Consider the following 23,027-nt stretch of genomic DNA (forward strand, 5'->3'; position numbering starts at 1 on the left):
AAGCGGACCAAATCTTCGGAACTGAGTACCGATGCGCCGGCGACCAGCGCCTGCCGTAACGCGGGCATCGGCAGGACTGGTCGACTCCTCAGCAGCTCCTGAAGGCAGCCCGCGACCAGCTCATGTTCTTTGGCGCTCATCAGGTGGTGAAGGCCGTCCAGATCGTCATCTCCAGCGTCGAGGGCGGCGTTCCAGTACCGCAACATTTGGCTGACACCGTGCTCCCGATCTTGCGCGAGACGTTGAACCCCCCAGGTGGCAAGCGACGGCCCATCCTCGCCGCTGAAATAGTTCTGTCGCAGTCCGACGAGCGGGCAGATCAAAGGGGCCGCAGCAAGCTCGGCCTGTCGCCCATGCAACAGGCCTTGATGCAGACCAGCGGCTACGACCCACTCCTGTGGATAGGCCCCGTTCGTTGCCTCGGCCCGGCCGAGGCTCTCGGCATCGACTTTGATGTCGGTGTGGATCGCGAACTGGACGAACCCTTCTGCAATGGCGGCTGCAATCTCATCGTTGGTGTATGTCGTGACCTTGGCGAGAGGGTTGTACTTCTTTGATATCCGCGCATTGCGGTAGTGATCGGCCGCCCACTTCAAAGCACTGAACTCGCTCGCGACGCCGCTGGCAATCGCGGCGAGCTTCGGGGTCAAGGCAGCGATATTGTTCTTTCGTGAGGCTTCAGTCTTGGTTTTCAGTTGGGCCTGTCGTTGCGCCTCCTGCTTCTTCCACTTGGCGTTCGGTCGGAGAGAAGCGACTTTATGAACCCTGCGTAGCCACCTTCCTCTTTGAGAATGGCGACGACCTTCTCGCGCCACGTCGGCCAATGCGCCTCTCCGCGCGCAGCGTATGCGGCAATCTCAAACAGTCGCCTGCGCCCTGACCCTTTCGCCTCGGTCCGCGCCAGCGCAAAAAGCCCCTCGACCAGGGCCTCTGAAGGAAGGCGGCGCATGGTCGAGATGTAGTGGTTCACAACAACCCAAGGTCCGTCAATGGGGTCGGCGGTTCGCGACATGGCGAGAACGAAGTCGAGTTCTCTCCGGTGCGGGTCATGGTCCACCCACTTCTGCATCGCCTCGACCACGGTGCTTTCCAGCATGTCCCACACGTGCTCTCGGGCATTGTTTATCCAGGTCCACAGGCGGTCGGCCCCGACATCTGGAGACCGTTCGATCGCGGAGGCCAGCGCCAGATCGATAAAAGAGCGGATTTGTGATTTCTGCCGCAGCGCGCTCGTCGCCCCCTGCGAAATCGGTACATCAAAAAGGTCCTCGGGAGCCGAGCGACGCAGGGCATAAGCCAGCGCGGTCAACGCTCCGCGGTCTTCAACTTCATCATCGTCCGATGGTGCGGGAAGTTCGCTGAAGTCGGCGAGAAGTTTGCGGACCTCGGAGGAATCTATCGCGTCTGCCGGCATACCTGCTAGAAGCCTCGACCTTAGCACCACCTGGCTGGCTGCGGCGGGCTGACGTTCCAGTTCAACGATCAAGGTCCGACGTGCGGCGGCTTGATCCTCGCTGGCTCGGACGATTACTTCCGAGGCGCGTTCCCGCAGCCATAATGGCCGACTGGCGTCGAGCACGATCGCATGAAGTTTGCTTTGAATGTCCTGGACCACAGGCCCTTCCGAGAGAGCCTGCAAGACCGTGATCTGAAGGTGACTACGCACGTCCGTATCCAAGATCGCTGCAAAATCCTCGGCCAGATCCTGGCCGGCAAGACCACCGAGCACTGTCGCTTCCCCCTGCGAGGAAAGGAAATAGGGATCGTCACGATCAAGATTGAAAAGAATCGCTTTTCGTCCCGAAGTGTCGAAAGCAGCGGCATCGCCATAAGCCAGTACGGTGGCGGCATCGCGATCAATGAGACGGAGCGCGCCCGGTCCGTCTCCCCGCCTGTGAAGATGGGCTGCAAACCAGGCATATAGTCCGCGAAGTTCGCTTGGTGCCCGGTGGTCAGGGCCGGTGATGAGCGCGATTGCGCGCCGCAATGGGAACGTCGGATTGTTTCCCGCGCCCGTCACGATCGTGGCCAGGAAGCGTGCGGCGAGAAATTCCGCTACGGTGCGATGGAAAGCCTCGAAGATATGACCTTCGCCACGAAACAACGCCGTGTCCAGCGTGGCATCCACCAGCGTAGGCTCCAGATTGAGCGCATTAGTGGTCAAATACTCATTAGCCCCGCCCGAATGGGGCGGCGGCGCATTTGAGCGCCAGAACGCCTTGGCGCCCGAAGTAAGGGCGTAGAAGCATAGTCCTGAAGCGGCTTCGATGATTGCTTCGACGCTCGGCCTAGGATCTGTTGCCCGTTCGGGATCGTGTTCGTGGGCCAGCGCCCAGATGGCTTTTTCGAACAGCTCAAAACGACTGCTTGGCCATATACCCTCGGCAGCGACCACCGAATGAAGCAAGCGGAGACTCAAAGGGCTCTCGAGAAAAGCTTCTGCGCCGCGATCGCGTGCCTCAACCACGAACGATCTCGGATCGCCGGCCCCAAGCGCCGTCAGCACGGCCCGGGCTTCGCCTTCGTCCAAAGGCAGAAGGCGCGCGACGGTGATCGCGCCATTGTTGGCCGCCCGTCGCATGGCTCCGAGATCAGCAGCCTCGCGCCAGTCCTCTGCCCGGCAGGTGAGACGCCAACGACGGTTCTTGTTTGCCAACAGGGTATTGGCGAGTAGCAGGAGCTTGTCCTTGCCGTTCTCGCCCGTGCGATATTCGTCCAATGCATCAAGATAGATCGTCTCGCCAACGGGCAGCGGAGCGCCGTTCATCGCATCTTGACATGTGAAGACCTCGCCACCCTCGGCGGTGGCCTCATAACGCAGCGCCGTGGACTTGCCGAGGCCAGGCTCACCGAGCAGAACGACGAATGATTGGTCGCGCAGCGAGCTCAGGGGGCACTCGCTCGTTTCTGACACGCTACTAGCAAGGACCCGACGGTCTAGCGATGCGATTCTCATCAGCAAAAAATACTGGCGCCCGCCCTCGCGACAAAGAACAAAATGCAGGTTCTTGTCCAGCCTACGTAATCTCTGGGGATGGTGCCGCGCCTCCGCCTCGTACACGACGTCACTATTTTCAACAGACTGGGCAGGGAGCCGAACAAATCGATTGTGACTTTGAAAGTAGGTGGTTGATTTTGTTGCACGCCGTTGCCATTGAAAAGCTTAATGCCGGACTATTCTTGGCACCCATTTGAACGCCTTGTCGTCGCGAAATGCTGTCTGAAGGGGCACAAGCAGCGAGCCTAGAAACACCAGCCAGAACGGAGCAAGCACTGTCAACTGCTCGACGAGCTTCGTGCTTTCGAACTTTGTCGGATTGAGCCGCCGCTCATTTTTTGTAAGCGATTTCGCAGTGCCCAAAACTCGAAATTTTCCGTCGTCAGTGCCACCAGCGCGAAACCATCCGACGGCCCGGTATCGGTCAGTAGGTCGGACGTCTTGCGGCTTTCCATCGACATCTATCGAAAAATTGCCCTCGGCTTCAATGAAGCTGGCGACGCCGTCCGGCATATCTTGAATGTCACGATCATTGATATCATCCACTTTGACCCATCCGGAATCGCCGGCCAGGTTCAGTTCGCTATCTTGTCGTGAAACCAACTCCGTGGGCCGCATTGTGATGGTAACTCTCACCCCTATGTTGAGGGCGGATTTTGGTAGCGTAAGTGCACCGGTTTGGAATGCACTGCGGCTACCGATGAACTTGCATGTAACCCGGTCTCCGACCTTAGCTGGAGGTGTAGCGATGTTGATTTGGTAAGGGGTTCCGTCGATCTCGACGTGAAGTTTCCGCCGCCCAAGCTCGATGACCTCCGATTCGTCGTGCGGCTCTAGAAACGATCGACCAGCGTAGAAAGATAGCGCCCTACTACCCGCCCCAAAGGACAGTCTCGATCTATCTCCTATGAACTGCCAAACGTTTTTCAATCCTGGCTTGGTCCCAGCCTCCAGCCCAAATGAGCTGACCAAATCTGTCGTGAGTGATAATGTCGACGGGCTTCGGTCACCTTCAAGTATCCAAATATCAGAAGCACCACCGTCGAACGAAATCGACATCCTTCTAACGTCGTCGACGCGGAAGCTAGACTTTTCAGCTTCGGGATCAGGGATCCACTCGCTTTCTGCACATCCCGATAGGATATCGATCTTGAGATCGAATTTCGCATTTTTGTTGGTGGCATGCCATGATGCGCTAAGACCGCCGTCAGGATTGTACCAGCTCAAGCGCGAAGCGTCGAAGCTATAGGGAAACAAAGCAAAGGGCTTTTCACTTGCTTCGAATTTCGATTGATTAGTTGCTAATCCCCCATTCAGTGGCGCATCCAAATACGCGTCAATCTGGACTGGGAGAGGTCTATAGAAAAAATCTGCAGCGTAGAAAATGATTGCGTTGGACGCCAAGCCGAGGGCGCAGACCTGGATGCAAAGAGCAGCAAGAATGTGGGGCTTTTCTACTTGCAGATGATGGATCGTCCACTCTGCGATTTGCGTCCAGGAGACAATCGCGCATGCTAAAAAAAGCGCTCCTACAAAATTTGCAAAAGTCGATTCGGCGAATGCCGAAAAGTCAAAGCCACTTTGGATAATGTCGTTGATCGTCAGTGCAATAAACCCAATAGCGGTTGCTCGTCCGAGCATTCGTTTTGGGGTTTGCGCGGTGAGCGATGAGACAGATACTGCGAATGCGATAATCAGAAGGCTAGGTTGATAGGCTTCGATCAGCCATTGGCCCAATGATAAGAATGGCACTATCTGGTCTGCGTAAGCTGCCTCGTATATCGAGGCGGAGTCGCCATTTAGAGTGCTTATCAAGAACCCCTGCAGACGCGGGCCCGGGCCTAGGAGCAGCGTGATGGCCACACAGTATGACAAGATAACCGCAGCGCTTCGTAATGATCGCAGGTCGCGTGATGAGATCGCCAAGTTATGTTTTGTCATCAAATAGGCACCCCACCTGAATCGAATGCATGATGACTTAGGGGCTTTTCGACATTCAATAAAGGCTGATAATCAACATGATCGTCGAGCCGGACCATCGGGGCGGTTCTTGGCGTTCTGGGCATTCAGTGCGAGCGGACGCCGCCGGCCGCTCGTGGCGGGCACCCTTTTATCGTGCATCATAAACGTCTATATGGTCAGGGCGAATTCAGGGTTCGGCGCTCGTCACCTTGGGTGTCACCATCGGAGATGTTGGTGCGTGGTTGTTTGCTACCTGGCTCTGCATTGACTGGTTTCTCAACCTCAATCGGGACATGGAGGCATTCATGAAGGCTACGTTCAAGACTGGTATGGAAGCTCTCGCGGTTCTGTGGGGCCTGGGTAGTGAGCAACCACGCCATCAACAAGATGATGGAAGGATTCCCAGGGTGTAGCCGGAAGGGCCGCAGGACGGTTCGATTCCGTCCCCCACACCAATTCAGGGACGTCGGCATCGCCGGGTTTCTTTGCGTTTGTCCACATCTGGCCGGAACGCGGGCTCTCCAAAGGTGGCGCGTGCCGGACAGGTTGTGGGTAAATAACGGGAACCCTAATTACTCAGCCAAAACCGCGGCGAGAGCCTTATCAGCGGGAAGAGGGCTGTTGGCCAACTCGTCCAGCACGATCAGCATTAATCTGGATGGTCAGGATAAACCAGCTCCGGCTTGTCATGCCGTCTGTGAATTTTTTGACCCCAAGCTCTGGAATAGACACAGGCGCCTTTTTGTGACGCTCTCGGATGGCTGTGCCCATGCGCAGCGACATGATCTCCCTCTCGATCGCCTCATGGGCAAACGTGAGTGGGATTTTCGAATGCGCAAACACGTTCCTGATGGCTCTTGCGGAATTCCTCGGCGATGGGTGAAGTAATGATCCCGAAGGCCTGGGCGACGAGGATTTTGCCGTTGAAATCGGCCAGCGGACCCCGGTTCTGAAAGAGCTGGTTTTGAAACTCCGCATCCCGGAAATGCAGCTTGCTCTGCAGCAGCCGTTCCAGCGCCGCTTCTGCAAGGGCCGTGCCCGTGACGGCCACGGCTAGATCCGACTCTCTGCGGAGATCGTCCAGTATGGCCTCGATTTCGGGCGGGGTGAGGATCTTCGCGCTAAGTTTGCGAAGCGCCTTACGATTGGACGCCGATTTCATCTGTCCCCCTGAGTTCCACCGGCGGCTGATCGGGATAGGTTGCCATGCGGATTAGCCGGCCGAATTGCGACTGGCTCACGGGGACCATGAGTGAGGGGCTCGCGGTGCCGAAGAAAGCGTATTGCCGGTCGTCCATGGTCGCCTTTTACGATCATTTCGGTGACCCCACCGATTATGGTCGAGGCGGAGTCTACGGCTGGCGGGATTCAAAAATCCTTCAAAATGGAATTTTGTCATCCAGCTCACGGCTTCCGCGCCCGAAGTCCCGGATTTGTTTCTTCGGTTTCTCTATGTGCTTGACATCATCCCGCGACGGTAGCCGCTCTGGGTCGGCTTCTTTACTTTTGGCGCCGCCAAGGAGCTCGTTAATGCGCCTCAACAGCTCGTTGGCCGGCTTCAATGCATCTGCGCCCTTGTTGATGAGGTTCGCGATCGAGATACCCATCAGCATTCCGTTGTCGAAGCGCGTGCGGGCACGGTCAACGTCTGCGTCGAAGGCATTAAGCTTGGAAAAGAGAGAATTCTTTTTTCGCTCGTCGAGATCGGCGGCTTGGATCAACTGTCGTATTTCGTTGACCAGGTTATGGATGCGGGCTTTGGTGGCGGGGTCCAGCTCGACCGAATAGATAACTCCAATGCGCGCTTTCTGAATTTGGAACTGGAGGACGATGTTTTTGGTGGCTAGGTCAAAGCTGTGGTGGGCGTCGTAAGCATCGTCGTGGTCAGGCAGTTCCCAATTTGACAAGGCACCTATGTGGAGGGCTCTGGCTGCGCCAGTAATCTTGTTCATATGGCTGATTAGGGCCAGCCGGGTGTCTCCTTCCTCGTTGCCGCGAATGTCGTCGGCAAGCTGCTCGTCAAACAAGCCGACAAGCACCACAAACGCCTGTTGCGGGTCTTCTGGCAAGTTATCGAAATCTATGGGCTCAGCCATCGTCCTGTCCCCTCCTGGCGTATCAAGAGATAGAGAACGAATGGGGAATCTGCAATGGCGCCTGGTGTCAGGAGTGTCAGGAGTGTGAGAGTTTGCTTTTGCCCCTTCCCGCCACCCTTTGTAGGCGCTGCGGCTCACTCTGGACCAGGCCGACCGTGATCGGGATGATTATTGACTACTGTTTCGCCCCCAATGCGCACTTCGCCGCGCTCTACAAAGTGCAATACGCTTCATGATAAAGGAGTTCAAACAGAACGAGCCCAACAAGCACCACTTCCTTCCGGTCTTCTACCTGAAGGAATGGGCTGGCGCTGACGGGCGGCTTGTCCAGTTCAGCAGACCGAATCCGAACGGCGAGCGGATAAAACCCTTGCGCCGGCATCCGAGTGCTGTTGGCTACATCAACCGCCTCTATGCAGTGGAGGGGTTACCTGAAAACGTTGCAAACTTGTTCGAGACCGAGTTCACTCGTCCAGTCGACACAGAAGCTTCTGCTGCCATGCGGCGGCTGATGAAGGGTAGGTTTGATACAGACGCAACTCAGAAAGAAATGGTTGCGTGGATCAAGTTTCTTCTCTCGTTGATGATGCGCATGCCGGCCGATATCAAGCGGCTCAAGCACTACGTCAAATACGACTGGTTCTCAGATCTCCCTAGCCTGCAAGCCGCCTTCAAGAGGTCCGGCATAAAGGGCAACCCCCAGACGGCGGAGGACTACCAAAAGCTGCTCGGGCCAACATTCCACGAGAGGGCTGCCATGGTAGCGCTCAGTGGTATGATGCAGGTCGAGACTGCGATCAGGGCGATCGGGCAGCTACAGTGGACAGTGCACAACATCGATGGCGCCAGAGAATTTCTCGCCTCGGATCGTCCCCTGATTGCGTCGGTCGGGATGAACGGTCCGAAGTCGCACATAATTCTACCCATAGGCCCGCACCGCGTTTTTGTCGCCACCAAGACGGAAGAGTTCAGGCGCCGTTTGGTCGAAAAACAGCCATCGGATTTCGTGATGACCGTCAACAAATACGTCGTGAACAACGCTACCGACTACGTCTATGGCAGCAACGGCGCTGCTCTAAGATTCGTCCAGAAGCACATGGGCAAGCTTCGCGAAGAAACCTTTCTGGAGAGGATTAACAGGCGCCGCATGGCAGAGATTGCTAAGCCGGTCTCGGAGCGCGCAGACCTCAGTCTATAAGCCGATGACGGGACCTTGATTCCCTCGGATGAGATAGGAATGACAAGGAATGCGTGATCGCATCGTGGTGGTCTGAACAGTGATAGCGATTATCGCTGTGTGGCTTGGTGCGATCCGTCGACTGAACGCTATAAACAGAAACGAGATGCCGTTGTGAGGCATCTCGCTCCAGTCTGTTAGTGCCCGAAGTGCCACCGGATCAGAACGACCAGAAGGTACAGGACCGTCTGGATGGCGCGCTCAGAAACATGGACTTCGACCGAAAACCGGATCTTGAACATTGTTTGTCCTGTCCGGGTTCTGAAGGTACCGACAAAACCCTCTGTTGAAGGGGGATTTGACAACTTCGAAGTCTGGTCGAGGGGCGTGTGCACCGCTGGTCCGCGACCGATTATCTCTGTTCGGTTTGAAATCTCATCTGGTTAGGGTCGGTTTTGATTCAGCTTCGGTTTTGATTCAGGATCGGTTTCGATTTTTGCTTCGGTTCAATTAGACTAGAGCGTTTTCGATTTTCAGCTCAGGTTTTGCTTCGTTCAGGTTCACGTCACACCAACGGTTCGCTCGCGGCAGTCCGCGATTGAATTCGCCAAATCCGGTATATGAAATAATCCCGCCGCACACGCTCTTCAAGAGGCGCGCAAGGGGCAGCAAATGGAAAAAATGAAAGCTGACGAGAAGATGCCGGACGGAGCTATTCTTGACCGCTTTTCGAGAGCGGTGAGAGAGATGGTCGCCGATGACGCCTTGGCGAAGGCGGCGCCGCAAGAATTTTCAATTACGCCATACCTAGCGATGAAAATGGTGCCCCATTTCGACGGTCTGTGGGTTAGCGCGGAGTGGACCAGCCGCGAAGACAAATTGAAGAAGGTCAGGTTTCAGGATGATTTCGGTAAGTGGGATATCATGCAGGTTCGTCCTGACATAATCGTCCACACGCCACATACAGAAGAGGAAAATATCCTCGTCATTGAGGCCAAGCGGGTCGGTGGCAGCAAAGATTACGAAAAAGACCTCAAGAAGCTGTCGCTACTGACACTCCAGAAGAGTCCGGACCCCGATTACCATTACGGTTATCGCCTAGGCGTCCACCTCATCATTGACCTGCCGAACCGGAAAATCGCGGGCAATGATGTGTACCGGGACGGCCAGGTTGATCCGAAGCTGACTGAACTGCTGACGAAGATGTTGAGTTGATTTTTCAGGCTTGCGAATCGACATGGCCGTTCCTAGATTCGAGTTTCGGGTTCTGCCCGCACCGTGTTTCCCACTTCCCCCGTCGAGGCAATGCGGCGAGACTACCCTATCACTCTAGACCCATTTCTGGCGCTATGATTGGACCGGTTGATTGACCGGCATTATGGCCGACAGGGGAGCGACCAGGAACTTCGAACGACCGTTAAAAAGCGGTCGGGGAAAGTTCCTGCTCGATCAGGCTTCTCCGACCAGAAAGAGGAGTCTGATGAACGAAAATCCGAAACTTATCCTCGCATGTGTCGCGTTAACGATGTTTGCGGCGTGGCTGCCATCGCGATCGCGATGTTCGGCCCCACCGCGGACCCTAGCTGTTTGATCCCGGACTTTAATGGCGCATCATTGCCGTCCGAATCAAAGGATGCGCTATGGGACAGGTTCTACACCGCCGCGCCACGACGACAGAGGCAGTCCGTCGAGCGATACAGCATAGTCAAGAGAGCCTGAGAGCGCTGGCCAAGCGCTACGGCATCGATCAGAAGACCGTTAGAAAGTGGAGGAACCGGACCTCGACCGCCGATCTTCCCACCGGCCCGAAGAAACCAAGATCGACGGTGCTGTCGCTCGAAGAGGAAGCGGTGATCGTCGCCTTTCGCAAGCACACGTTGCTGGCGCTGGATGATTGCCTCTATGCCCTACAGCCCTCGATCCCGCATCTGACGCGCTCGTCGTTGCATCGCTGCCTTCAGCGCCATGGCATTTCGCGGCTGCCGCGGGACGCCGACAAGCCGGCCAGGAAGAAGTTCAACGCCTATCCGCTCGGCTATTTCCATATCGACCTCGCCGAGGTGCAGACCGCCGAGGGCAAGCTGCGCCTTTTCGTGGCCATCGATCGGACATCGAAATTCGCCTATGCGGAATTGCACCCGACGGCGGGCAAGATGGCGGTGGCCCAATTCCTTCGCAACCTGATCGCGACCGTGCCCTATGCCATCCATACCATTCTGACCGACAACGGCATTCAGTTCACCAACCGGACCTGCGACCGGCATGCCCTTCAGCACATCTTCGACGGCATCTGCGACGAACATGGCATCGAGCACCGGCTCACAAAGATCAACCATCCCTGGACGAACGGCCAGGTCGAGCGGATGAATCGGACCATCAAGGACGCCACCGTCAAGCGCTTCCACTATGACGATCACGATCAACTGCGCCGGCATCTCGCCGACTTCATCTTAGCTTACAATTTCGCGCGCCGGCTTAAGACCCTCAAGGGCCTCACACCCCACGAGTTCATCTGCAAAATCTGGGCAAAAGAGCCTGAACGGTTCCGATTCAATCCTACCCATCAAATGCCGGGACTAAACACCTAGCCCCTTGCTGGCATCCCTCCAGAATGTGTTGGTGACGACCTTTGGGCTTGGCGTCACCGCGTTTCTGTTCAAGGCATTGGGCGGCTAATCCTGCCGATCATGCTCTCGCTGACGCCGAATACGGCAGCCACTTCGCGCGGGCTGTCGCCAGCGGCGAGGCGGGCGGCGCAGCTAACCTCTGAGGCGCAACAAGTTTTGGCTCGGAGAGCACAATGGCACGTCGTAAAATCACCGCCCATAGTGTAGCAACAGCGCGGTCAGATAGCGTTCGATCGCTTGGCTTGCCGGCAGTCTGATGGGCGCGCGTGTCAAAGGTTTGCCGCGTCGGCCTTGTTGGAGGAGCAAGTTTGCTGCCTTGCGATATTCTTCCTGCAACTCCTGAAGCTGCTGCGGGGGGAACAAGCTCACCGGGATATTTGCGGTCTTCGATCGTCATTTGAGCGATCTGAAAATGCCAAGGTACGAACTTCGTGAAGTAGCATCCATCGCGTTCCGCGTCTTTCCACTTCGCCACTCCATTTCGCTTCCGGCGATGTTTACCCGCAGCAGACTTGTCGGTCAGACTTCGGCCAAGCTACTATAGCGACGGCTCGTTGAGGTGCGTCAAAATTTGGCCAGACCGCACTGGATCGATCCTCTCAGCCTCTGGGAGTGCCCAACGTTGCCAAGCTTCCAGCACCGAGGGATCGATATCAGCCGAACCTTCATCGATCGAGCGACGGACGCGCTCAACAAGCGCGCGAATGTCTTCGGCTTGACGTAGAAGCTCGCCGCTGTTCCGCAGATTTTGCAGGCGCTTTTGGTTGAGTTGAACCAGCCATTCCTGGCGCTGTTTCTGCTTTTCAACCCGCTCCCGCTCTGCACGCTCTTCGGCTTCCCGCAGGCTAAGGCGAAATTTTCTCTCGCCAGCCACGATGATTGCAGCCGCGATCTCAGCGATCTTTGACTCAAGCTTGGCGTCACCGCCGTCCTGCCAAGAAACTGTACTCTTGCGGTCGAACCCCGGATCGATCCGCACGGCAAGCGGCGTTGATCCTGGCAAGTCCGGCGCCGGCCGCAGGTACCCGTGCTGACGCACGGTGCGGTGGCTACCGACTATTCCAATGTCCAAACCAACATGTGTGTCGCCGATGGCGGCTCCCGCGTGAATTTCTCCATCGCGCTCGTAGGCACCACCGTCGTGGCCCCTCTTGCTGAGCGCCAAGAACAATGCATTTAAGATTCTCAGTCGTCGCTTGCCTATTGGTTTGTCGAACCTGGGTTCGTCAAAGGTCCACTCGCGTTCTGCATTTTTATCGCGGCGGCGCTGCTCCTGCTTGAGTATTTGAAAGAGCCCTTTGTGGGGCCTGTCCAACGTCTGCGGGACAAAAACTTTGCCAATCGCCTTCAACTCTTGTGCGTGGAGTTCGTCGAGGTCTTCTGGAAACAGAGCGGATGCAAATGGCCCATTGGATGCGAGAGGGGCTGCAATCGACAGGACCTTTTTGAAGCGCGCGTCGACACTTGCTCGGCCCATTTCACCGGGGCGCCGCGGTGGCGCCTTGGGTAGTGCTGGCACCTTCTTTCCGGCACGTATTTTGTTCCAATAGCCTTGCGGCGGCGACGCAACTCCACATCGCGTCAGCAGCTTCTTCAGCCCGACGTCGGACAGTTCGAGCTTCGCCGCCAAGTCCCGCATCGGTGCAGACCATGCGAACGCAATCAGATCGTCAGGCAACACAAGAATGTCGTTCTGCCACACGTCGCCTTACCTCCATTTTGTTCAACGAGGCTGCTTTTGGCACGCCTTCGCAGTGTCGATATGACAGGCTGGCCAGTGCCATCTGAGGTCAAATCTGGCTATTCCAACGTGCCCTCGATAGCGTCAGGAATGCGCTTACATCGTCAAGGCGGCTGCAGATCGGCTGCAGCTGAAGCGGCGTTCTCGGTGAGCATCAGCTGAACGCTTAGAAGCATCTGCTTCCTCTCGCAGTTTCTCGCGCAACAAGGGGCAGCCGGGCATTGCCGCGAGCCAGAGCGAAGTTTGGTGCTGTCGAGCGAGGGCACGAAATACGACCGAAGACCGATGGCAGGATAAAATGGGGCACATTGCGCGTCGGTTGGGTTGTTGTTTTTCAATGGGTTAGACGGTGATTTCGCAATGTGTGCACGTTTACTGCACATTGCAAGTATCGCGAATTCTAAGCTGTTTCCGTGGCTTAGTGCAATGTGCGAGGGCTCGGCCAGCGCTTGAGGAGGGTGGGGCCGGGAAGGGGCCGTGGTCAGAGACGACCCGCTGAGATAGCCTCTCGTCGGCAGATAACGAACTGGTGGATGGTCGACGTCAGCACCTCGTCGACCTGCCTTGCGGTGACGCGCGATGGGCGGTCGGCACGGCTGCCGCAGCGATCTTCGCCGCTGCGCCGAGTGCCGACGTCGCCTGCGTCGGCCGTAGGATGGCGGCCGAACGCAGGCCTGTCGGCTGGCCACTCCCAGCCGCACTGCTGATGCATAGGCTTCACGGTCCCGATGGAAAGCGCGCCGGTAGCGATACGTCCGCCACCAAATCCAAGCGTCCACCGGAGGGCTGGTCGGGCCCGGCATCCGCCCGCGCTGCGCACCGCCTGCCGTGCTAGCTGCCGCCGCCAGGGGCGCTCCATGCTGACACGAATGCGCAAAGTGTCGTGTTACGGTCTGATGGTTTTAGGTCACTGGCCTGATCGCCATCAAAGCAAATGGGAGAGTTCGCCACGTCCAGGATCAACCGCCGCGCCTTGCTCCTCCACTCTGGCAGCGCAGTCGTCGCCTCGACAGTTGCGGCAACGGCGCTCGGTGCTGAGCCGGCAGGTGGAGACCGAGGGCCGTCCGATAGTTTGCGAGCGCTGATTGAGGCGCACAAGATAGGTTATGCTGCGTTCGGTGAAGCCCTGCATTACATGGGCGGTGGTAGCAGCGAATCCGACAGAGCCAGCCGGGAGGAGGAGAGGGCGCTGCTCGCCATCTGCGACTACCCTGCGGTGGGGGAAGCGGACCGCCTAGCCAAGGCTCGGTATCTATTAGAGATCGAGGCGCGCGGTGAGCTCGACCTGGCAGAGCATATGCAGGCCGTTCTCCGCTCTACGATGTGGAGGGAATGAGGCGACCGAGGCGCGGCCTATCCGCTACTGAATGTCTGGTATGTTCAGCAAGTCGGCCATTCGTCGGCATCGTCGCCAATCCTGTAAGCTGCCGTCCGCACGTGGCTGAATGCCGAAATCGCTCGGCAGACGCCGAGTTACAAGACACCGGGTGAATATTGCCGAGTACGATTGCGGTAAGTGAGTACAATTCGGCAACTGACGTTCTCACTCCTATGCCGATCCGATTCGAGTAAGAGTATTCACGAACGTGGAAATGTACCTGTGATTGAGCCGACGATTTCCTACCCGCTTCGGTAGCGATAGCTGACTAGGTGGCGGCTCTGTTAGGAAAGGAACGCGCGGCGACAGCGCGCCAGATCGAGGACCTGCAGGAATCTCAGGAGCTGCAGGGCGAAGCGATGGAGCAGGAAAACCTGCTCGCGGCGCGCTTTCCGATCGACAGTTTGAACCGGTACGGCTCTGGCCCAAGCGGGAAGCGTAAATACAGGGCGTTGTTTACTCTACGGTTGGCATGTAGAGGATTGCAAGAGAATCGCAGGTCGATCGATGTTGGAAATCCCTGCTTTAGAATTAGCGGATGCGCAAGGTGGGCGAGCTGGAGGCCGAGAGCTCGCCGGACAATGGTAGCTGCTGAGACGGGGGTACAATGGGAGCAAAGCCTGGATCTCTCTGGAGGCGGTGGGACCTTCACATCCATACGCCAGGTACGAAGATGTCGAACGCATTCGGCGGAACGACCGACGATGTCTGGGACCGCTACATCGACTTCTTAGAAGCCGCACCAACTGCAGCTTTTGGGATTACGGATTACTTCAGTTGCGACAGTTCATTTGAGCTTATCGCCCGGTACAAGAAGCGATTCCCGGAGTCGTCGAAGGTTTTTTTCGTCAACGTCGAACTAAGGCTCTCCGAAGCGATCAGCGCTGAGGGGAAAAGCCCACATCTCCATGTCATTTTCGATAATGACGAGGAACACTGTACTGCCGACAAAGTCTCCAAATTCCTGTCGCAACTCGTCACCAGCCGTACCAACAGCGCCGGGGCACCGGTTACATGTGCCGACCTGGTAACACTGAGCGATTTCGAAGCTGCGTCAGTGGGGTTCCGCGCGGTTGTCGAAGCGCTCGAGACTGTCTTCGGAAAGCATAAGCCATATCTATTGGTCTTCCCCGCCAAGAACGACGGTGTCAAAAGTGCCGACCAGGGTTCTCCTCGGAAAATGGCGATTACCGAGGAGATCGACAAGGGATGTCACGCGTTCTTCGGGGATGCCAAGAGCGGCGAGTATTTCCTAAAAACGAACCGCTATGACGGGTCAATTCCTAAACCGGTCATGGCCGGCAGTGACGCCCATTCATTTGCAGACATCGAGCGTTTGGAAGGTAATGTTGCGAATTTTCCCGCGACATGGATCAAGGCGGATCTCACGTTTCGCGGTCTAAGCCAGATCTGCTACGAGCCGGAAGCGAGAGTGTTCATCGGTGATGAGCCTCCTGTCGAGCGCCGCAAGGCTGAGCAGCCAACAAAGATTCTTTCGCGCCTCGGCATCCGGCAAAAACCTGGCTACAAAGGCGAAAAGGGCATTTGGTTCAAAAACGTCGACATCCCTCTCAATCCTGAGTTGACAGCAATCATCGGAAACAAGGGCAGCGGCAAAAGTGCGCTGGTCGACATTCTGGGCCTCCTCGGTGAAAGCAGGCTTGAATCGCACTTCGGGTTCCTAAGCGACTCCCCCCGTAACAAGAAATTCAAGCAAAAAGGGTATGCCGAGAATTTCGAGGCCGAGGCGACCTGGCACAGCAATACGTCGTCGAAAAAGAACCTTGCCGAGAGCGTCGACACGACGAGGCCCGAAACGGTCCGGTACCTACCCCAGAACTATTTCGAGCAACTAACTAACGAGATCGAAATAGACAAATTCCGTAAGGAAATTGAGGATGTCGTCTTCTCGCATGTTGAGGAGACCGAGAAAATGGAGATGGCATCCTTCAAGGAACTCCAGGACCTTAAGACCCTCCAAAGCAAGGATGAAACGAGTGCTTTGAAGGCTCGTGTCCGGCAGCTCAACAATGACATTGTTGAGCTTGAGGGCAAGTCCGCTCCACACTTTATGAAGGGCTTGCGGGCGCAGCTGGCTTCCAAGAAGGAGGAACTCCGGGCCTTGGAAGCTGCCGCTCCGGCGGAAGTGCCGAAGCCAGCCGCACAGACTCCCGAACACCAGCAACAGGCAAAAATAATCGAGGACAGGACGGGCGCACTAGAGGCCTTGAAAGCGGCCGAAGGCAAGGTTGTTGAACAAATTTCTCAGAAGAAGAACCGACATCAACGGTTGATATCATTTAAGGACGGCCTGTCAAACCTCAGCACATCCATCACGACTAGCACGCAGACGTTGAACGAGACTGCGAAAGGGTTAGGGCTGGACATCAATGCCATTATCCACACGCGGATTGACATTACAGCGGTTGACACAGCGATTACTTCGGTAAGAGCCGATATCTCATTGCTCGAAGGCCGCACGACAACCGAGATCAACAAGGAAACAGACTTCACGACCCTTGCCAGTCTGCCGGACATTCGCGCCGCGATTGATTTGCATGCAAGTTGGATTGAGGAATTGCGTACCCTCCTAAGCGCGCCACAACGGCGATATCAGACGTATCTGGACAAGCTCGCCGCTTGGAACGGACTCAAACTTGCGATCACCGGAGCTGACAGCGATCCCGCGCCAGACACCATTAACGCGCTTGATCAGCAAATCAAGTACATCGAAGAAGACGTGGGTGATAAGATTGACGAAGTGCGCAAGGCGCGAACCGAGCTTGCGGACCTGATATTTTCAAGCAAAAAGAAAATCCTGAAGTTCTATACTGACGTTAAGTCGAGTGTTGAAACGAAACTAAGTGAGGTGCGCACAGAGGACTTTTCTGTCCAGATAGACGCGGCGTTCGTTCCCGATCGGGAATTTGCTGATAAGCTCCTCGGCAAAATCAACAAGTCAAGACGCGGTCCATTCCATGGCAGCAAGAACCCCGAGGGTGTCTTGCGCACCTTGCTGAACGACGTGAACTGGAATGAATTCTCGACCATTGATGCTTTCGCCGCCAAGATCGTAGAGATCATGAAGGGCAACGACGACAACGGCGCCTATTCGCTCGAAGAGCAAGTCGATCCCAAAGATCTCTACGACTTTTTATACTCCTTGGACTATTTCTCAGCGTCGTATGAGTTAAGGTTGGGCAGCAAGAACCTCGACGAGCTGTCGCCAGGGGAGAAGGGCCTACTGCTTTTGGTGTTCTATCTACAACTGGACACGGACAATACGCCCCTTATCATCGACCAGCCGGAAGACAACCTAGACAACGACAGCATTTTCTCGATACTGGCGAATTGCATCCGGCATGCTAAGAAGAGCCGGCAGGTCATATTGGTAACCCACAACCCAAACCTAGCCGTAGGTGCCGACGCTGAACAGATCGTCTACGTTAAGCTGGACAAAGCGAGGAATTACAAATTCTCATATGAAAGCGGATCAATCGAGGACCCCGCCATCAACAATCGAATCGTGATGGTCCTGGAAGGTTCGCAGCCTGCATTCGTGAAACGCCGCCTGAAGTATCAGATTGCGTGAGTCCGGCCATGAGTGTCGACATTCATACATGCCAACAGGTGTAAATGGCCTGAAACAGGCGTGCCGCACCGTTGGTGGAGCTGCATTGACATCGACGATCTCGGGAGCCGTCGCACCTTGCGGATGTGCAAGTCCGTAGATATCCGGCACGTCCATTACATGCAGCACGAAGACTATCCGCACCGGCTTGCGCTCTGCCGCGATAGCGGGAAACGCGGTCATCTACCTCAAGTGCAGTTTCAGGACGTTTTCGCCGACCTGAGCGTCAGCTATCGGCTGCTCGGACGCTGGGAGCCGACAGTCCGCTTTACGGCCCATTTTTGGTCGGTGTTGGGTTTCTCAACGCGATATTGAATGCCCCGACACATCGCACCCAGTTTGCTCAATTCCAACCACCTCGGGCGCCAGCATCGGCTATCATGATATTGTTCCTATCGAGCCGCAGTCAAACCCCGGTATGTTTGTGGCCGGAGACCGCTCAATGGCATTTCGATTCGTCCACACCGCTGACATCCACCTCGACTCGCCGCTGCGTACGCTGGCGATGCGAAACCCCGACCTTGCCGAACTCGTCGGAGACGCCAGCCGTCAAGCGTTTGTCTCGATCGTGGATCTCTGCCTTGCGGAACGTGTCGATGCGCTGGTAATTGCCGGCGATCTCTACGATGGCGATCAGACATCGATGAAAACGGCCCGGTTCCTGGCGTTACAGATGACGCGCCTGCACCAGGCCGGCATCAAGGTTTTTAAAATCCGCGGCAATCACGATGCCATGTCGCGGATATCGAAACAGCTGGTGTTTCCGGACACCGTTACGATCTTCGGCGGCCGCCCCCAGCCCGTGCTGCAGACAGCCGGCGGGCTCGACGTCATGTTCCATGGCCTGAGCTTTGCCAGCCCTAAGGCGCCGGACAGTTTGCTTCCCAAGTATTCAGCCCCGCGTGAAGGCGCGGTCAATGTCGGCATCATGCATACGAGCCTGGCCGGATCGCCCGGCCACGACGTCTACGCGCCCTGTAACGTCGCCGACCTGCACCGCCATGGCTTCAACTACTGGGCGCTTGGGCATATCCATGTCCGTCAAATCCATCCTGGGGCGAGCACCGTGGTGATGCCGGGCATTCCGCAGGGCAGGGACATCAACGAGGCCGGAGAGAAATCCGTCACCCTGGTGACGATACGAGACGACCGCACCGTCGAGATCGAGGAAAGGCTGACCAGTATCGCGCAATTCAAGCGGGTGAACGTTGACGTGACCGAAACGGTGGAATGGTCCGAAGTCGTCGCACGAGTCCGCTCCGCGCTGGAAGATGCGCGCGCCTCCGTCAGGTCCCGTCATGTTGTGATCCGTCTCGGCCTGACCGGGGCGTCACCTTTATCCTGGGCGCTGATCCGTGACCGCGACCTGCTGCTCGCAGAAGCTGAGCAGGTCGCCGAACAGGTCGGCGAAACCTGGGTGGAGAAGCTCGAACTTGACGTCTCTCCATCCGCAGCCGAGGCATCCGGGGGCGTCGCTGATCCGATTTTCGAACTCGCTCAATCCATGCGCGCCGATGCCGGCTCAGAAGCGTTCCGTGCCGAGGCGAGGGCGTTGGTCCAGAAGATAATCGCGGATCTTCCGCCTGACGGGCGTGATTTCGCCGGCAAAGACGAGGCTGAGCTGGAGTTGTTCCTCGACACGGTGCTTGCCAACGGTGCCGACTTGGTCACCGCTCGCCTCAAGGCCGGTGGACCATAATGAGGCTCCGGCGACTTGATCTTATTCGCTATGGCAAGTTCACCGACAGGACGATCGACTTCGGGCCAAAACCGGAATCCGGTCCCGACCTGCATATCGTTTTCGGCCTGAACGAAGCCGGCAAGTCGACCGCGCTTTCCGGCTATCTGGACCTGCTGTTCGGCATCGAGGAACGCAGCCGCTACAATTTCCTGCACGAATACAGCGCCATGCGTATCGGCGGCGTGCTCGAACTCGGCGGCGCGGAGCACATTTTCACACGCACGAAGCAGCGCACCAACTCATTGTTGAATGAGACTGGCCAACCGGTCAGCGAAATGGCGATATCAGCACATCTGGCCGGCCTGTCTCGCGACGCATACGAGACCATGTTCTCGTTGGACGACGAGACGCTGGAAGCAGGTGGAAAATCAATCCTGGAATCCCGCGGCGACCTGGGCAAGCTGCTGTTCACGGCCAGCGCCGGCCTCGGGCACGCAAGCGATACATTGAGCGTGCTCGAGGCCGAGGCGGACAGGCTCTATCGCAAGCAGGCACACGGAACCGAACTTGCGCTGCTCAAGAAACGGCTTGCGGAACTGAAGGCTGGTAAGGACGCGGTCGACACCTTGGCGTCGACTTATGAGAGCCTTGAAGCCGAGCGCCTGGAGGCGACCGAAAAATACGACCGCAGCATCGCCGAACGGTCGGTCCTGTCGGCTCGGCTCGATACAATCGCGAAGTATCTTCGCGCGATCCCGATCCTTGCCGATATCCGACGTAAGGAAGCCCAACTAGCCGAGTTGCCTGAGATCGCTTCACCGTCACGGACCTGGACCGGCAGCGTCGCCGACATGATCGAGGCCGACGCCAGTTTGAGAACGCGGCTTTCCGCGAGTGTGGAAGAGCTCGAACGGGTGACGACGAAAATCGCCTCGTTCGAGGTGGACGCGGTGATCCTTGCGATTTCCGAGCGGGTTCGCGGCTTGGCCGACCGCAAGGTGCGCCATGTCTCGGCCGGCCTCGACCTGCCAAGCCGCAGGACGGAGTTGCAGATCCTCGACAATGCCGTGGCGACCTGTCTTGCGGCTCTTGGAAAGTCCTCCGAGCCACACCCTGCCAAACTGCTCTTGCCTGCTGCAGCCATTGGCGCTGTGCGCACCATGGTCGAGCAGCGCTCCGGGATCGTTACCAGCGTCCGCGTTGCGCGCGAGGAGGCCGCGGCAGCTGCTGATGCGCTTCAGGCGGCACGCGAGCGGGTCGGCGAAGAACGGGCCGTCCCCGAGCCTGCCAGGGCGAGGCTGGTTTCGGCTTTGTCCACGGCAAAGGCCAGCGGGTACATGAGGGAGGCCAAGGCGGCACACGAGGCGGCGGATACAGGTGCAATTCGATTGGAGGCCGCGGTTGCGCGCTTGCATCCCTGGTCGGGAGATGGTCAGGCACTGGCCAGGGTCGCCATTCCGAATGCTGGACAGCTTGGCCTATGGAAAGCGCATGTAGCAGAGCTCGCGAAGAGCAGCGGCATCCTTTCCGAACGCCTTGCCGAGCACCAGGGCAATCACGACTTGCTTTCGGCGCGGCTGGAAGCCCTTCGTGCCTCGGTCGATGTCACCGACGATGATACAGCGGACGCCATTCGGCGCGCCCGGCACGAGGCCTGGGCAAGGCATCGCGATGCCCTGACAGGCGAAACCGCGGATGACTTCGCGGCAGCACTGGCTCGAGACGACAGAGCCGGAGCAGGCCGTCTGGCCAACGCCCGAGAGCTCGTCGAGATCCGCAGCACAAACCGCAACCTCGCAGAAACCGCAGCCACCGTCTCGCATGCGCGCGACCAACTTGAACGCAACGGCTCAGATCGGAACGCGGTGCTCTTGGAAATACGCACAGCCGCAAGCGACCTGCTTGGAGTAATCCCGGAAACATCCCCCGAACGGCTGATCGAACTGATCGAGGATCGGATTGCTGCCCGCATCGATGCGCTCGCGGCCTGGGAGGAGATCGAGCTTTCGCGCAAGAAGGCCGAGCAGGCGGTTGATGAGGAAGGGCGAATGCGGCTGGAGTTGAGCGGTGCGCTGGCGAGCGTCGGCGTCGGTTCGAATCCTGGTGACAGCCTGGAGACGGTCATGGCTGTGGCGGAGCTGTTCCTTGAGAGACAATTCAAGGTGGACGCTGAACGCACCGAAGCGCTCAAGACAGTTAGCACAAGGCAAGAGGATCTGTCCGCCAGGCGCCGAGCTGTCGAAGTCGGGGAGCGGCGTGAGGATGAATGGCTAGCCGGCGTTGCCGAAGCGCTCAAGGGCACCTGGCTCGAGAGCGGCATCTCGGCGCCCAGCGTCGGCGGTGTCCTCGATCAATTGGCCGAACTGTCCAAATGTCTGCAAGACCGCGACGCCATGCAACTCCGTATCGAGAAGATGGAGGCCGACAGGGACAATTTCCTGGTTGAGGTTTTCGCCGTTGCAGCCGAAGCGGGCGAGGGGGTCGACGACGACGACCCGGAACAGCTGGCGATCTGGCTTGCCGAGCGCCTCGAGCGAGCCGAGCGCACGCGCGATACCAAGGCAAGCCTCGTCAATGACCTGCAGCGCCTGCAGGATGGGCGTGAGATCCTCGATGCTGAGATTTCGGCACATGAGCGCCGCAAGAACGAGGTCCTGGGCGTCTTTGGCGTGGCCACGCTAGCGGACGTCGTGCAACGCGACGAACTGCTGCGCGACAGGGATCGCTTGCGCACAGCCGTGGCCGAACTCGAGGAGCAGGTGTCGTCCGAGCTTGCGGTGGAAGGGTTCGAGCAGGCGCGTTCGATAGTGGATGCTGTCGATCTCGAGAGCCTCGCAGTCGAGAAGGCTGAAGCCGAGCAACGGCTTCGCGACCTCGACGAGGCGATACAGCACCAGCTCATCCGGCAGACGCGCGCGACCGACAAGCTTGACGCCATTGGCGGCGACAGCGCTGTTGCTCGCATAGATGCCGAACGGCGCACCGTCCTTTTGGAAATCGAGGAAAAGGCCGTCCGCTATATCGAGCTGAAACTGGGAATAATGTCGGCGGCGAATGCTCTGCGCGTCTACCGCGAGCGTCATCGATCCGGGATGATGGAGCGTGCATCAGACGCATTCGCCCTCATGACGCGCGGCCAGTACTCTGGCCTGACAACTCAACCGGTCAAGGGTGGGGAAGTGCTCATCGCGTTGCAGCGCGACGGGCAATCCAAGGTCGCCGACGCGCTGTCAAAGGGCGCGCGTTTTCAGCTCTACCTGGCGCTCAGGCTTGCTGGGTACTACGAGTTCGCACAGTTTCGACCCTCGGTGCCATTCATCGCTGACGACATCATGGAAACCTTCGACCATGTCCGGTCAGAGGAGGTTTTCCGATTGTTTGGCGAAATGGCAAGTGCCGGCCAGGTCATTTACCTTACGCATCACCAGCACCTATGCGAGATCGCCAAGACTGTTGTGCCGGGCGTAACGATCCACGAGCTCGGATGAGACTGGACTTTACTTGATGCGTTGCTGACATACCGTGCTGTTCGATGTTTGCCCCTTAGTCGACATTCCAAGCGCTGGCTTTGGCGTCCGCTTTGCGCCCAGTTCTCGCCGTTCAATGGCGTGGTAGGCACTCCCAAGACCTGCCATTCGTTCGGCTGCAAATGGCACGGCGACTAGAGCGCGTCCTGTTTAATCTGGGTCGTATCCAGCTGCCTTGAAGTAGTTGGCGCATTCGGCTGGGGTGAAGC

The 23,027-nt window shown here is 57.5% G+C and carries 12 protein-coding genes; 7 read left to right on the forward strand and 5 right to left on the reverse strand.

What is annotated here, in order from left to right:
* Nucleotides 1-691: 691 nt before the first annotated feature.
* From AC0L25_RS24420 to AC0L25_RS24435, 4 genes are all read right to left on the reverse strand, one after another.
* Nucleotides 692-3,061 carry an NACHT domain-containing protein gene (locus AC0L25_RS24420; protein WP_473597861.1) on the reverse strand — a complete coding sequence of 790 codons (2,370 nt, stop codon included), beginning with the start codon at nucleotides 3,059-3,061 and terminating at the stop codon, nucleotides 692-694.
* Nucleotides 3,062-3,163: 102 nt separating this feature from the next.
* Nucleotides 3,164-4,939: a hypothetical protein gene (locus AC0L25_RS24425; protein ID WP_473597862.1), complete on the reverse strand. Its 1,776-nt coding sequence runs from the start codon at nucleotides 4,937-4,939 to the stop codon at nucleotides 3,164-3,166.
* Nucleotides 4,940-5,762: 823 nt separating this feature from the next.
* Nucleotides 5,763-6,122, reverse strand: a complete 360-nt coding sequence (locus tag AC0L25_RS24430; protein WP_473597863.1) for a hypothetical protein — start codon at nucleotides 6,120-6,122, stop codon at nucleotides 5,763-5,765.
* 217 nt (nucleotides 6,123-6,339) lie between these two features.
* Complete coding sequence (locus AC0L25_RS24435; protein WP_473597864.1) at nucleotides 6,340-7,056, reverse strand: hypothetical protein; 717 nt, start codon at nucleotides 7,054-7,056, stop codon at nucleotides 6,340-6,342.
* Between the two features lie 232 nt (nucleotides 7,057-7,288).
* On the opposite strand from AC0L25_RS24435, the gene AC0L25_RS24440 reads away from it, so the two are divergent.
* The 3 genes from AC0L25_RS24440 (at nucleotide 7,289) to AC0L25_RS24450 (ending at nucleotide 10,821) form a co-directional block, all read left to right on the forward strand.
* Entirely contained in the window at nucleotides 7,289-8,254 is a 966-nt protein-coding gene (locus AC0L25_RS24440) for a DUF4238 domain-containing protein (protein ID WP_473597865.1), read from the forward strand.
* Between the two features lie 651 nt (nucleotides 8,255-8,905).
* Nucleotides 8,906-9,448 carry a hypothetical protein gene (locus tag AC0L25_RS24445; RefSeq protein WP_473597866.1) on the forward strand — a complete coding sequence of 181 codons (543 nt, stop codon included), beginning with the start codon at nucleotides 8,906-8,908 and terminating at the stop codon, nucleotides 9,446-9,448.
* A 425-nt stretch (nucleotides 9,449-9,873) separates the two neighbouring features.
* Nucleotides 9,874-10,821, forward strand: coding sequence for an IS481 family transposase (locus tag AC0L25_RS24450; RefSeq protein WP_473597867.1), 948 nt, complete (start codon nucleotides 9,874-9,876; stop codon nucleotides 10,819-10,821).
* Between the two features lie 577 nt (nucleotides 10,822-11,398).
* Here the strand turns inward: AC0L25_RS24450 and AC0L25_RS24455 are convergent.
* On the reverse strand, nucleotides 11,399-12,562 hold the full coding sequence (locus AC0L25_RS24455) for a hypothetical protein (RefSeq protein ID WP_473597868.1): 1,164 nt from the start codon (nucleotides 12,560-12,562) through the stop codon (nucleotides 11,399-11,401).
* 973 nt (nucleotides 12,563-13,535) lie between these two features.
* Between AC0L25_RS24455 and AC0L25_RS24460 the strand changes: the two genes are divergently transcribed.
* From AC0L25_RS24460 to AC0L25_RS24475, 4 genes are all read left to right on the forward strand, one after another.
* Complete coding sequence (locus tag AC0L25_RS24460; RefSeq protein WP_473597869.1) at nucleotides 13,536-13,937, forward strand: hypothetical protein; 402 nt, start codon at nucleotides 13,536-13,538, stop codon at nucleotides 13,935-13,937.
* A 649-nt stretch (nucleotides 13,938-14,586) separates the two neighbouring features.
* Nucleotides 14,587-17,571, forward strand: a complete 2,985-nt coding sequence (locus AC0L25_RS24465; RefSeq protein ID WP_473597870.1) for a TrlF family AAA-like ATPase — start codon at nucleotides 14,587-14,589, stop codon at nucleotides 17,569-17,571.
* Nucleotides 17,572-18,052: 481 nt separating this feature from the next.
* Entirely contained in the window at nucleotides 18,053-19,309 is a 1,257-nt protein-coding gene (locus tag AC0L25_RS24470; RefSeq protein ID WP_473597871.1) for a metallophosphoesterase family protein, read from the forward strand.
* On the forward strand, nucleotides 19,309-22,779 hold the full coding sequence (locus AC0L25_RS24475) for an ATP-binding protein (protein WP_473597872.1): 3,471 nt from the start codon (nucleotides 19,309-19,311) through the stop codon (nucleotides 22,777-22,779). The genes AC0L25_RS24470 and AC0L25_RS24475 overlap by 1 nt, the downstream gene beginning before the upstream one ends.
* Nucleotides 22,780-23,027 lie beyond the last annotated feature (248 nt).

It is taken from the genome of Mesorhizobium sp. WSM4813 (assembly GCF_055811555.1).

Bases quoted from the DNA above. Each gene is read 5' to 3' on its own strand.
- AC0L25_RS24430 (WP_473597863.1), bottom strand. From the start codon at position 6,122: ATGAAATCGGCGTCCAATCGTAAGGCGCTTCGCAAACTTAGCGCGAAG.
- AC0L25_RS24470 (WP_473597871.1), top strand. From the start codon at position 18,053: ATGGCATTTCGATTCGTCCACACCGCTGACATCCACCTCGACTCGCCG.
- AC0L25_RS24440 (WP_473597865.1), top strand. From the start codon at position 7,289: ATGATAAAGGAGTTCAAACAGAACGAGCCCAACAAGCACCACTTCCTT.
- AC0L25_RS24425 (WP_473597862.1), bottom strand. From the start codon at position 4,939: ATGACAAAACATAACTTGGCGATCTCATCACGCGACCTGCGATCATTA.
- AC0L25_RS24435 (WP_473597864.1), bottom strand. From the start codon at position 7,056: ATGGCTGAGCCCATAGATTTCGATAACTTGCCAGAAGACCCGCAACAG.
- AC0L25_RS24445 (WP_473597866.1), top strand. From the start codon at position 8,906: ATGGAAAAAATGAAAGCTGACGAGAAGATGCCGGACGGAGCTATTCTT.
- AC0L25_RS24465 (WP_473597870.1), top strand. From the start codon at position 14,587: ATGGGAGCAAAGCCTGGATCTCTCTGGAGGCGGTGGGACCTTCACATC.
- AC0L25_RS24475 (WP_473597872.1), top strand. From the start codon at position 19,309: ATGAGGCTCCGGCGACTTGATCTTATTCGCTATGGCAAGTTCACCGAC.
- AC0L25_RS24460 (WP_473597869.1), top strand. From the start codon at position 13,536: ATGGGAGAGTTCGCCACGTCCAGGATCAACCGCCGCGCCTTGCTCCTC.
- AC0L25_RS24450 (WP_473597867.1), top strand. From the start codon at position 9,874: ATGGGACAGGTTCTACACCGCCGCGCCACGACGACAGAGGCAGTCCGT.